This window comes from Kitasatospora sp. NPDC127116 (genome assembly GCF_042677365.1).
Classification (GTDB): domain Bacteria; phylum Actinomycetota; class Actinomycetes; order Streptomycetales; family Streptomycetaceae; genus Kitasatospora; species Kitasatospora lactacystinica.
In genome coordinates this window covers 49608-61431 of record NZ_JBHXTL010000016.1, presented here as the reverse complement: position 1 = coordinate 61431, position 11824 = coordinate 49608, and the positions used below count along the sequence as shown (strand labels likewise).

The window sequence follows — 11824 nt, the reverse complement described above, 5'->3', positions numbered from 1 at the left end:
GCGCAGACCCGGCCGGCGGGCTGGCCGGGGGCGGCGCCGGGGGGCGGCCCCGCCCGCCGCGTTCCCGGGCGCCCGCTCCGCCCGGAACCTGAGTACGGATACTCAGGCGCCCGCGCCCCTCGCGGCGCACTCTGGACGGGTGCTCTGGTCAGATCCCCGTGACGAGCCCTCGCCCGAGGCCCGTCGGATGCAGGAGCGGATGCAGCGGGCCGGCAGGGTGATCGCCGTCCTGGTGCTGGTCGGCGCCGTGCTGATGATGCTCTCCCAGCCCTTCACCTGAACCGTTCACCCGAACGGCGGATAGGAGCACCCCCTACGCTGGTGGGCATGACCGACCAGCGCGCTCTCGTCCTCGCCTCCGCCTCCCCCGCCCGCCTCGGGCTGCTGCGCCAGGCGGGCCTCGACCCGCGCGTGGTGGTCAGCGGCGTCGACGAGGACGCGATCACCGCCGCCACCCCCGCCGAACTCGCGCTCGTGCTGGCCGAGGCCAAGGCGAAGGCCGTCGCCGCCGAACTCGCCGACGGCGAGCTGGTGATCGGCTGCGACTCCGTCCTGGAACTGGACGGCCGGGCCCTCGGCAAGCCCGCCGACGCCGCCGAGGCGCTGGCCCGCTGGCAGTCGATGCGCGGGCGCGCCGGCGTGCTGCGCACCGGCCACTGCGTGATCGACACCGCGACCGGCCGGCAGTCCTCGGCCACCGCCTCCACCACCGTCCGCTTCGGCACCCCGGACGACGCCGAGGTCGCCGCGTACGTGGCCTCGGGCGAACCGCTGCACGTGGCCGGGGCGTTCACCCTGGACGGCCGCTCGGCGCCGTTCATCGACGGCATCGACGGCGATCCGGGCAACGTCATCGGCCTCTCCCTGCCGCTGCTGCGCCGGCTGCTCGCCGACCTGGGCGTGCGCATCACCGATCTGTGGGCCGACTGACCTGCCGCACCGCGCCCCTGTCGCCCTAAGCTGACCGGCGTCCGAACGGGGAGGGGCGCGGAAGATGACCGACAGCGTGCTCAACGTGGTGCTCGGCCTGGTGGCCAGTGCGATCAGCGCTGTCCTCGGCTGGCTGGCCCAGGTGCTGCGGCGGCGCCGCAAGGTCGAACGGGTGCGGGCGTTCTTCGGGCTGCCGAGCGGCAGCGAGTGCCTGATCGTGGTGCCGCGCAGCATCGGGACGGGCTCGCACGCGCACACCGTGACCCGGCGCGACGCCTACGCGCTGATGTGGCTGGCCGGGCTGGTCGAGGAGTGCGGGGCGCGTCCCGAACTGGTCGCCCACGACGCCGCGCACCGCGGCCTGGGCGCCAAGACCGAGCTGTGCCTGGGCGGTCCGGTCAGCAACGAGCGGATGGCCGCGCACCTGGCCTGGGCCCTGCCCGGCGTGCTCGTCACGTCCGGGCCGGGTCCCGGCAGCAACGTGATCGTGGTGGGCGAGCGCGACTACACCGCCGACCGCGACCAGGCGCACGCCCTGCTCGCGCGGATCTCCACCCCGGACGGCGGCCGCCCGGTGTTCCTGGTCGCCGGCCAGACCGGCGTCGCCAACCAGGCCGGGGTGCGCCACCTGGTCGCGCACCACCGCGAACTCGCCCGGAGGTACGGGCAGGACGGCACCTTCGCGCTCGTCCTGCGGGTGGTCAATCCGGAGGCGTACGGGCCGGACATGGTCGAGGTGGCGGCGGACGTGACGGCCGAGGCGCTGCAGCGGCCAGGCGCCCGCTCAGGCGCCGCTTGAGCGGTCCGCGCGAGACTGTGGCCGATGCCACCTCCCGCCACGCCGCCGGCCGGTCACCCGCCGTGGCCCCGCCCGGTCCGGGCGGACCGGCGCCGACCTGCGGCGTCGTCCGCGGGGCCGCGGAAGGGGCCGGAAAAGCCATCACCGAGCGTGTGGGATAGTTCACAACCCGGGGCTACTCGCCGGTACTGCCCAGGAATCCATAAACTCAACGAGGTTCAAGAAGGGAGCCACAGTGCGCAAGGTGCTCATCGCCAACCGCGGGGAAATCGCCGTCCGCGTCGCCAGGGCCTGCTCGGACGCCGGTATCGCCAGCGTCGCCGTCTACGCCGAGCCGGACCGGGATGCGCTGCACGTCCGCGCGGCCGACGAGGCTTACGCGCTGGGCGGTGACACCCCCGCTACCAGCTACCTGGACATCGCCAAGGTCCTCAAGGCGGCCGCCGACTCCGGCGCCGACGCCGTCCACCCCGGCTACGGGTTCCTGTCGGAGAACGCCGACTTCGCCCAGGCCGTCCTCGACGCGGGTCTGATCTGGATCGGCCCGCCGCCGCAGGCCATCCGCGACCTCGGCGACAAGGTGACCGCCCGGCACGTCGCCCAGCGGGCCGGTGCCCCGCTGGTGGCCGGTACGCCGGACCCGGTCTCGGGCGCCGACGAGGTCGTCGTCTTCGCCCGGGAGCACGGCCTTCCGGTCGCCATCAAGGCGGCTTTCGGCGGTGGCGGCCGCGGCCTCAAGGTCGCCCGCACGCTGGAGGAGATCCCCGAGCTGTACGAGTCCGCGGTGCGCGAGGCCGTCGCCGCCTTCGGCCGCGGCGAGTGCTTCGTCGAGCGCTACCTGGACAACCCGCGGCACGTGGAGACCCAGTGCCTGGCCGACAAGCACGGCAACGTGGTGGTCGTCTCCACCCGTGACTGCTCGCTGCAGCGCCGCCACCAGAAGCTCGTCGAGGAGGCGCCCGCGCCGTTCCTGACCGCCGAGCAGAACGCCGAGCTGTACCGGGCGTCCAAGGCCATCCTGAAGGAGGCCGGCTACGAGGGCGCCGGGACCTGCGAGTTCCTGGTCGCCCTGGACGGCACGATCTCCTTCCTGGAGGTCAACACCCGTCTCCAGGTGGAGCACCCGGTCACCGAGGAGGTCACCGGCCTCGACCTGGTCCGCGAGATGTTCCGGATCGCCGACGGCGAGGAGCTCGGCTACGGCGACCCCGAGGTGCGCGGCCACTCCTTCGAGTTCCGCATCAACGGCGAGGACCCGGGCCGCAACTTCCTGCCCGCGCCCGGCACCGTGACGCTGTTCGCCCCGCCGTCGGGCCCGGGCGTGCGCCTGGACTCCGGCGTGGAGACCGGCTCGGTCATCGGCCCGGCCTGGGACTCGCTGCTGGCCAAGCTGGTCGTCAGCGGCCGCGACCGCAAGCAGGCCCTGGAGCGGGCCCGCCGCGCGCTGGCCGAGTTCAAGGTGGAGGGCATGGCCACCGCCATCCCGTTCCACCGGGCGGCCGTCGTCGACCCGGCGTTCGCGCCGGAGGTGCACGGCAGCGACGAGCCGTTCAAGGTCTTCACCCGGTGGATCGAGACCGAGTTCGACAACACCATCCCGCCGTTCGCCGGCGCGGCCGGTGACGGCGAGGAGGCCGAGACCCGGGAGACCGTGGTGGTCGAGGTCGGCGGCAAGCGGATCGAGGTCTCGCTGCCGTCCTCGCTGGGCGTCGCGACGGCCCCGGCGGCCGGTGCGGCGGGTGCCGCCAAGGCCAAGCGCCGGGTGGGCGCCAAGAAGGCCGGTTCGGCCGTCAGCGGCGACACCCTGGCCTCGCCGATGCAGGGCACCATCGTCAAGGTCGCCGTGGAGGAGGGCCAGGTCGTCGCCGAGGGCGAGCTGATCGTGGTCCTGGAGGCGATGAAGATGGAGCAGCCGCTGAACGCCCACAAGGCGGGCACCGTCTCCGGTCTCAAGGCCGAGGTGGGCGCGAGCGTCAGCAGTGGCGCCGCGCTCTGCGAGATCAAGGACTGACGCCGCCGCGGGGGGCACCGTCCCCCCGGACCGGTCCGTACGCCCTTCGGGGCGTGCGGACCGGTCGCGTTTCCGGGGTCCGCCGGTCGCGTCCCGCGGACTCCCCCGCGGGCTCAGCGCCCGCGCGGCAGCCCCAGCTCGGCCAGCCGGGTCGGCATGCCGCCCGGGCCGACCGGGCTGCCGTGCGCGCCGGGGCGGCGCTGGCCGGGCAGCGGGGCGCCGCCGGGGGGCGGGCCGCCGCGGCGGGCCATCGGGCCGGGCTGGGTCTGGTGCACCGGGCCGCTGCCGGTGCCGTGCACCGGGGCGTCGCCGCTCGGGCCCGCGCCCAGCGGGGCCAGGTCGACCTGCACCCCGCAGTCGGCGAGCGCGTCCAGTTCGCGGACGGTGGCGTCGTCCGCGGTGGCCTGCTCGTCGGTGACCAGCCGGGTGATGGTCTCGGTGGCGACGGTCTGGAACATGCCGGCCGCGCCGAGCTTGGTGTGGTCGGCGAGGACGATCACCTCGGCGGCCGCCAGCACCATGGCCCGGTCCACGCTCGCGGACAGCATGTTCGCCGTCGACAGCCCGCGCTCGGCCGTCAGCCCGCTGCCGGAGATGAAGGCCTTGGTGACCCTCAGCCCCTGCAGGGACTGCTCCGCGCCGCTGCCCACCAGCGCGTAGTTGGAGCCGCGCAGGGTGCCGCCGGTCATCACCACTTCGACCCGGTTGGCGTGCGCCAGCGCCTGGGCGACCAGCAGCGAGTTGGTGACCACCGTCAGCCCGGGCACCCGGGCCAGTCTGCGGGCCAGCTCCTGGGTGGTGGTGCCGGCGCCGACCACCACCGCGTCGCCCTCCTCCACCAGGCCGGCGGCGAGGTCCGCGATGGCGCTCTTCTCCGCCGCGGACAGGTGGGTCTTCTGCGGGTATCCGGGTTCGCGGCTGAAGCCGCCGGGGAGCACCGCGCCGCCGTGCCGGCGGTCGAGGAGCCCTTCTGCCTCCAGCGCCCGCACGTCACGGCGCACGGTCACTTCGGAGGTCTGGACGACGCGGGCCAATTCCCGGAGCGAGACGGCTCCGTTGGCGCGCACCATTTCGAGGATCAACTGGCGACGTTCTGCTGCAAACACAGAACCGACGGTAACCTGCGTGACCGTCTGCTTTCAGGCGTTTGCAGCTAGTAGCGGGAATTGCTCACGCACGAGCGGCGCGTGACCGTAGAATACGCGCCGCCCATGCCCCCGGAACCGCGCCCGCCGTCCGGGTGACGGCCATGCCCGCGCGAAGGGCGGCCGCCGATCGGCGACCGCCCTCAACTGTGCGCCGGACGCTCAGGATTCGCCGTCGGCCCGCTTGCGGATGTGCAGCTGCCGGGCGGCCTCGGCGGTCGAACCGGAGACGGACGGGTAGACGGTGAAGGCGCTGGCCACCTGTTCGACCGTCAGATTGGCGTCCACCGCGAGCGAGATCGAGTGGATCAGCTCACTGGCCCGCGGGGCGACGACCACGCCGCCGACCACGATGCCGGTGCCCGGGCGGCAGAACAGCTTCACGAAGCCGTCCCGGATGCCCTGCATCTTCGCCCGCGGGTTGCCGCGCAGCGGGAGCTTGACCACGACGGCGTCCATCTTGCCGCACTCCACGTCGGCCGCCGTGTAGCCGACGGTGGCGATCTCCGGGTCGGTGAAGACGTTGGAGGCCACGGTCTTGAGGTTCAGCGGCTGCACCGCGTCGCCGAGCGCGTGGTACATCGCGATCCGGCCCTGCATGGCCGCCACCGAGGCGAGCATGAAGACGCCGGTGCAGTCGCCGGCCGCGTACACGCCGGGGGCGCTGGTGCGGGAGACCCGGTCGACCTGGATCTGGCCCCAGTCGTTGAGCTTGACCCCGGCCTCCTCCAGGCCCATCTCGGAGGTGTTGGGGATCGAGCCGACCGCCATCAGGCAGTGGGTGCCCTCGATCACCTTGCCGTCGGCCAGCATGACCTCGACCCGGTCGCCGATCCGCTTGACGCTCTCGGCGCGCGAGCGGCCCATCACGTTCATGCCGCGGCGGCGGAAGACGTCCTCCAGCACCTCGGCGGCGTCCGGGTCCTCGCCCGGCAGCACCCGGTCGCGGCTGGAGACCAGGGTCACCTTGGAGCCGAGCGCCTGGTAGGCGCCGGCGAACTCGGCGCCGGTCACGCCGGAGCCGACCACGATCAGCTCGCGGGGCAGCTCCTCCAGGTCGTACACCTGGGTCCAGGTGAGGATCCGTTCGCCGTCCGGCTGGGCGTCCGGCAGCTCGCGCGGGTGGGCGCCGGTGGCGATCAGCACGGCGTCGGCGCGCAGCGACTGCACGGTGCCGTCGGGCGCGTCCACCAGCACCTCGCGGGAGCCGTCCGCGGCCTGCCCGCCGGTGCCGAGCCGGCCGCGGCCGCGCAGCACGGTGACGCCGGCCCGGGTGACGGACTGGGTGATGTCGTGGGACTGCGCGATGGCCAGGCGCTTCACACGGCGGTTGACCTTGCCCAGGTCGACGCCGATGACCCGGGCCGCCTGCTCGACCGGCGGAGTGTCGTCCGCGACCAGGATGCCCAGCTCCTCGTACGAGCTGTCGAAGGTGGTCATCACCTCCGCGGTCGCGATCAGGGTCTTCGACGGAACGCAGTCCGTGAGCACCGCCGATCCGCCCAGACCGTCGCGGTCGACGACGGTCACCTCCGCGCCGAGCTGAGCGGCCACCAGCGCCGCCTCGTAGCCGCCGGGTCCGCCACCGATGATCACGATCCGAGTCACGCTCCCCATTGTCCCGCACGCCGGGACGGCCGCCACGCCGGGGTCCGGGCTCCCGTACGTTCGTCCAGTAGCCCCGGCCCGCCCGCCGCCCGGGCTACGCTGGCCCCCATGCCCCTTTACGCCGCGTATGCCACCAACCTCGATGCCCGGCAGATGACCCGCCGAGCCCCGCACTCCCCGCTGCGCGGCACGGGGTGGCTAGCCGGTTGGCGGCTCACCTTCGGCGGCGAGCAGCTCGGCTGGGAAGGCTCGCTGGCCACCGTGGTCGAGGACGAGAAGGACCAGGTCTTCGTCTCGCTGTACGACGTCGCGCCGATGGACGAGGAGGGCCTGGACCGCTGGGAGGGGGTCCAGCTCGGCATCTACCGCAAGATCAAGCTGCGCGCGCAGACCCTGGACGGGGACATCCCGGTCTGGACGTACGTGCTCAACGACTACGAGGGCGGCCTGCCCGCGGCCCGCTACCTCGGCCTGATCGCCGACGCCGCGGAGAGCGCCGGCGCCCCGCACGACTACGTGATGGACCTGCGCCGCCGCCCCTGCTGAGGGGTTCCCGGGGCTCCGTGCGCCTGCGGGCCGCGCGCCGGGCGTGCGGGTACGGAGGGCGCGGAGCACCGTCTGTGTGGGAACCGACGAACCGGGCGGCCCGGAACCGCCGCCGAGCTGTGTTTTCGGGTCATCCGGGTAACGATCCGGCATGCCGCGGCGGAATTTCTACGCGCGTAGCCGATTCCCGTCTATCCTCGGACCCGTGAACGCTTCTCCTCAGTCGGTCGTCTCCGCCGACCCCTACGCCGCCGCCCAGGCCGCCGCCGAGCGCCTGCGCGAGCTGACCGGTGCCGAGCGGCACGACGTCGCCCTGGTGATGGGCTCCGGCTGGGTGCCGGCCGCCGACGCCCTGGGCGAGACCGTGGCCGAGTTCCCGGTCACCGAGCTCCCTGGCTTCCCCGCCCCCGCCGTCGCCGGCCACGCCGGCACGATCCGCTCGGTGAAGATCGGCGACAAGCGCGCCCTGATCTTCCTCGGCCGCAACCACTACTACGAGGGCCACGGCGTCGCCACCGTCGTCCACGGCGTGCGCACCGCCGCCGCGGCCGGCTGCGGCATCATCGTGCTGACCAACGGCTGCGGCGGTCTGCGCCAGGGCTGGACCCCGGGCCAGCCGGTCCTGATCAGCGACCACATCAACCTGACCGCGGACTCCCCGATCGTCGGCGCCAACTTCGTCGACCTCACCGACCTCTACTCCAAGCGCCTGCGCGCGCTCTGCCGCGAGGTCGACCCGTCCCTGGACGAGGCCGTCTACGTCCAGTTCCGCGGCCCGCACTACGAGACCCCGGCCGAGGTCAACATGGCCCGGGTGATCGGCGGCGAGCTGGTCGGCATGTCCACCACCCTGGAGGCCATCGCCGCCCGCGAGGCCGGCGCCGAGGTGCTCGGCATCTCCCTGGTCACCAACCTGGCCGCCGGCATGACCGGCGAGCCGCTCAACCACGCCGAGGTGCTGGAGGCCGGCAAGGCCTCCGCCGAGCGCATGGGCGAACTGCTGGCGAAGGTCCTTGAGCGGATCTGACGCCCACCAGGCGCAGAATCATGACCGACGGGGCCCACGGGCGGCGTGATCCGCTGATCACGCCCTCCCGTGGGCCCCGTCCGCATGCGCGACCCCTTTTCTTGCGGAACCCTCCGGTCACAGCGGAAACCCTCCTCCCGATCAACCGCGGAACCTCCGGCCGACACACCGACGCACTCCCGATGGAGCTGGCATGACGCAGGCACTCAACCCCGATCTCCTCGCCCGGGCCCGGACCTGGCTGGCCGAGGACCCCGACCCGCAGACCCGCGAGGAGCTCGCCGCGCTGCTGGCCCTGGCCGAGGGCCCGGAGGCCGAGACCGACGCCAAGCTCGCCTGGTCGGAGCTGGCCGAGCGGTTCTCCGACCGGCTCCAGTTCGGCACCGCCGGCCTTCGCGGCGAACTCGGCGCCGGCCCGATGCGGATGAACCGCGCCGTGGTGATCCGGGCCGCCGCCGGCCTGGTCGCCTACGTCAAGCAGCAGGGCCTGGGCGACCTGGTCGTCATCGGCTACGACGCCCGCCACAAGTCGTACGACTTCGCCCGCGACACCGCCGCCGTGGTGGTCGGCGCCGGCCTGCGCGCCGCGCTGCTGCCGCGCCCGCTGCCGACCCCGGTGCTCGCCTTCGCCGTCCGCCACCTGGGCGCGGCCGCCGGCGTCACCGTCACCGCCAGCCACAACCCGCCGCAGGACAACGGCTACAAGGTCTACCTGGGCGACGGCTCGCAGATCGTCCCGCCGGCCGACGCCGGGATCGCCGCCGAGATCGACGCGATCGGCTCGCTGGACGAGGTCCCGCGCGCCGAGGAGGGCTGGGAGGTGCTCGGCGAGGAGGTCGTCGAGGCCTACCTGACCCGGGCCGTCTCGATCATCGACGAGCACGGCCCGCGCGACCTGGAGGTGGTCTACACCCCGATGCACGGCGTCGGCCGCGACACCCTGGTCGCCGCGTTCCGCCGGGCGGGCTTCCCCGCGCCCACCGTGGTCGCCGAGCAGGCCGAGCCCGACCCGGACTTCCCGACCGTGGCCTTCCCCAACCCGGAGGAGCCGGGGGCGATGGACCTCGCGTTCCGCACCGCCGCCACCGTCGGCCCGGACATCGTGATCGCCAACGACCCGGACGCCGACCGCTGCGCGGTGGCCGTCCCCGCCAACGGCAACGCGGCCGGCGGCGGCGCCGGCGCGGCCGGCTGGCGGATGCTGCGCGGCGACGAGGTCGGCGCGCTGCTCGGCTCGGCCCTGGTCGCGAAGAAGGCCGAGGGCACCTTCGCCACCACCATCGTCTCCGCCACCCTGCTCGGCCGGATCGCCGAGGCGGCGGGGCTGGGCTACGCGGAGACCCTGACCGGCTTCAAGTGGCTCTCCCGCGCCGAGGGCCTGCGCTACGGCTACGAGGAGGCGCTCGGCTACTGCGTCGACCCGCAGGGCGTCCGGGACAAGGACGGCATCACCGCCGCCCTGCTGGTCGCCGAGCTGGCCGCCACGCTCAAGAAGTCCGGCCGCACCCTGTCCGACCTGCTGGACGACCTGGCGCTGGAGCACGGCCTGCACGCCACCGACCAGCTCTCCGTCCGGGTCAAGGACCTCACGCTGATCGCCGACGCGATGCGCCGGCTGCGCGAGCAGCCGCCGACCGTCCTGGCCGGTCTGCGGGTCACCCGCGCCGACGACCTGTCGGCCGGCTCCGCGGACCTGCCGCCCACCGACGGGCTGCGCTACTACCTGGCCGGCGAGGGCGTCCGCTCCGCCCGCATCGTGGTCCGCCCCTCGGGCACCGAGCCCAAGCTCAAGTGCTACCTGGAGGTCGTCCTCCCGGTCGCCTCCGCGGCCGACCTCGGTCCCGCCCGCGAGCGCGCCGCCGCCCTCCTCGCCACCGTCAAGCACGACCTCGCCGAGGCCGCCGGCATCACCGCCTGACGTCCGCGCACACGTGAAGGGGCCCGCCGGTCGTGACCGGCGGGCCCCTTCGTGCGGTCGGCGGGGTCAGACCGCGATGACGGTGATCAGCGCGATCAGGCCGGCCAGGGTGGGGGCGATGACCCACCAGCACCAGCGGACCTCGACCGGGCCGGTGGCGGAGGGTCGGGCGGCGTTGCGCTCGGCCGTCTCCTGGAGGACGGCGGTGACCTGGTCGGACCAGGCGCGGGTGGGGTCGGGCGAGCCCTGGACGACCGGGTTGGTCCGCTTGGCCATGCCCAGCCCCAGGCCGGTCCTGGAGGCGTGCTCGGCGGCGCTGGGGCTCTGCGCCCGGGTGGCCCGCTTGCGCTGCCGCAGCGACACCGGCACGGCCCAGAGCTGGAACTTCTTCCCGCCGGCGAGCAGCTCGACCGAGTACCCGGCGCGCAGCGCGTCCACCGAGGCCCACGGCGCGACGACGGTCCGCCACGGGTTGCGCACCACCAGCCGGTCGCGGCCGGCCGTCACGGCCGGGCGCAGCGTGTACGCGATCACCGGGAAGGCGAACACCGGCACCGCCGCGAGCGAGACGTACGGGGTCTTCCCGGTCCCGCTCACCACCGCGTCGCCGATCAGCCAGGCCGCCACGACCAGCAGCAGCACTCCGGAGATCACACCGGGGACAGAGCGGTACACGCGGTCGGCGTACTCGGGCTCCCCGTCGGGGGCGGCGGGGCCCTGGTGGGGCTTGCCGTCGGAATCGGTCATGACGTCGATTCTGCCCCATGCCCCTCACCCCGAGGTCTCGGTCCGGCCACGAATGGCGAGCGCCCTAGCGGTTTGCTACGCGCGTAGATATGCTGCCCTGGTGACTATGTCCACTGTTGCAGCCAATGCCCCCGGCGTTGCGGGCAGCGGCCTTCAGGACGTTGCGGCGTCCGAGGCCTCGCTCCGCCGATTCCTGCACGGCCTGCCCGGCGTCGACCAGGTCGGCCTGGAGGCGCGTGCCGCCGCTCTCGGTACCCGCTCGATCAAGACCACGGCGAAGGCGTACGCCATCGACCTGGCGATCTCGATGATCGACCTGACCACGCTGGAGGGCGCGGACACGGTCGGCAAGGTGCGCGCGCTGTGCGCCAAGGGCAGGACCCCCGACCCGACCGACCCGACCATCCCCCGCGTCGCCGCCATCTGTGTCTATCCGGACATGGTCGCCACCGCGAAGGCCGCCCTCAAGGGCACCGACATCCAGGTCGCCTCGGTGGCCACCGCCTTCCCGGCCGGCCGCGCCGCCCTCCCGGTCAAGCTCGCCGACACCGCCGACGCGGTGGCCGCGGGCGCCGACGAGATCGACATGGTGATCGACCGCGGCGCCTTCCTCTCCGGCCGCTACCTCGACGTCTTCCACGAGATCACGGCCGTCAAGGAGGCGTGCGAGCGCCCCGACGGCAGCTCCGCCCACCTCAAGGTGATCTTCGAGACCGGCGAGCTCCAGACCTACGACAACGTCCGCCGGGTCTCCTGGCTGGCGATGCTGGCCGGCGCCGACTTCATCAAGACCTCCACCGGCAAGGTCGCCGTCAACGCGACCCCGCCGGTCACCCTGCTGATGCTGGAGGCGGTCCGCGACTTCCGCGCGGCCACCGGCGTCCAGGTCGGCGTCAAGCCCGCCGGCGGCATCCGCACCACCAAGGACGCCATGAAGTACCTGGTGATGGTCAACGAGACCCTCGGTGACGACTGGCTGACCCCGCACTGGTTCCGCTTCGGCGCCTCCAGCCTGCTCAACGACCTGCTGATGCAGCGCCAGAAGCTGGCCACCGGCCGCTACTCCGGCCCCGACTACGTGACGGTGGACTGA

At 73.7% G+C, this 11824-nt stretch carries 11 protein-coding genes; 8 read left to right on the top strand and 3 right to left on the bottom strand.

Annotated elements, in window-relative coordinates:
• The first annotated feature begins 139 nt into the window (after positions 1-139).
• The 4 genes from mmpB to ACFVHV_RS10265 all read left to right on the top strand — a co-directional run bounded on the left by mmpB (position 140) and on the right by ACFVHV_RS10265 (position 3740).
• On the top strand, positions 140-280 hold the full coding sequence (gene mmpB / locus ACFVHV_RS10280) for a morphogenic membrane protein MmpB (RefSeq protein ID WP_359906082.1): 141 nt from the start codon (positions 140-142) through the stop codon (positions 278-280).
• A gap of 47 nt (positions 281-327) precedes the next feature.
• Positions 328-930: a nucleoside triphosphate pyrophosphatase gene (locus ACFVHV_RS10275; protein WP_359906079.1), complete on the top strand. Its 603-nt coding sequence runs from the start codon at positions 328-330 to the stop codon at positions 928-930.
• Positions 931-994: 64 nt separating this feature from the next.
• On the top strand, positions 995-1729 hold the full coding sequence (locus ACFVHV_RS10270; protein WP_359906076.1) for a hypothetical protein: 735 nt from the start codon (positions 995-997) through the stop codon (positions 1727-1729).
• Between the two features lie 235 nt (positions 1730-1964).
• Positions 1965-3740, top strand: coding sequence for a biotin carboxylase N-terminal domain-containing protein (locus ACFVHV_RS10265; RefSeq protein ID WP_359906073.1), 1776 nt, complete (start codon positions 1965-1967; stop codon positions 3738-3740).
• A gap of 113 nt (positions 3741-3853) precedes the next feature.
• Here ACFVHV_RS10265 and ACFVHV_RS10260 read toward each other — a convergent pair whose 3' ends face one another.
• Positions 3854-4810, bottom strand: coding sequence for a DeoR/GlpR family DNA-binding transcription regulator (locus tag ACFVHV_RS10260; RefSeq protein WP_380350559.1), 957 nt, complete (start codon positions 4808-4810; stop codon positions 3854-3856).
• 237 nt (positions 4811-5047) lie between these two features.
• Positions 5048-6502, bottom strand: a complete 1455-nt coding sequence (locus ACFVHV_RS10255; protein ID WP_359906067.1) for an NAD(P)H-quinone dehydrogenase — start codon at positions 6500-6502, stop codon at positions 5048-5050.
• 99 nt (positions 6503-6601) lie between these two features.
• Here ACFVHV_RS10255 and ACFVHV_RS10250 point away from each other — a divergent pair, with 99 nt between their 5' ends.
• From ACFVHV_RS10250 to ACFVHV_RS10240, 3 genes are all read left to right on the top strand, one after another.
• Entirely contained in the window at positions 6602-7039 is a 438-nt protein-coding gene (locus ACFVHV_RS10250) for a gamma-glutamylcyclotransferase (RefSeq protein ID WP_224284955.1), read from the top strand.
• Between the two features lie 205 nt (positions 7040-7244).
• A complete protein-coding gene (locus ACFVHV_RS10245; protein ID WP_359906064.1) occupies positions 7245-8066 on the top strand; it encodes a purine-nucleoside phosphorylase in 822 nt (273 codons plus the stop codon).
• Between the two features lie 193 nt (positions 8067-8259).
• A complete protein-coding gene (locus ACFVHV_RS10240; protein ID WP_359906061.1) occupies positions 8260-9984 on the top strand; it encodes a phospho-sugar mutase in 1725 nt (574 codons plus the stop codon).
• A gap of 66 nt (positions 9985-10050) precedes the next feature.
• On the opposite strand, the gene ACFVHV_RS10235 is transcribed toward ACFVHV_RS10240, so the two are convergent.
• A complete protein-coding gene (locus tag ACFVHV_RS10235; protein ID WP_359906059.1) occupies positions 10051-10731 on the bottom strand; it encodes a PH domain-containing protein in 681 nt (226 codons plus the stop codon).
• A 106-nt stretch (positions 10732-10837) separates the two neighbouring features.
• Here ACFVHV_RS10235 and deoC point away from each other — a divergent pair, with 106 nt between their 5' ends.
• Entirely contained in the window at positions 10838-11824 is a 987-nt protein-coding gene (gene deoC, locus ACFVHV_RS10230; protein ID WP_380350524.1) for a deoxyribose-phosphate aldolase, read from the top strand.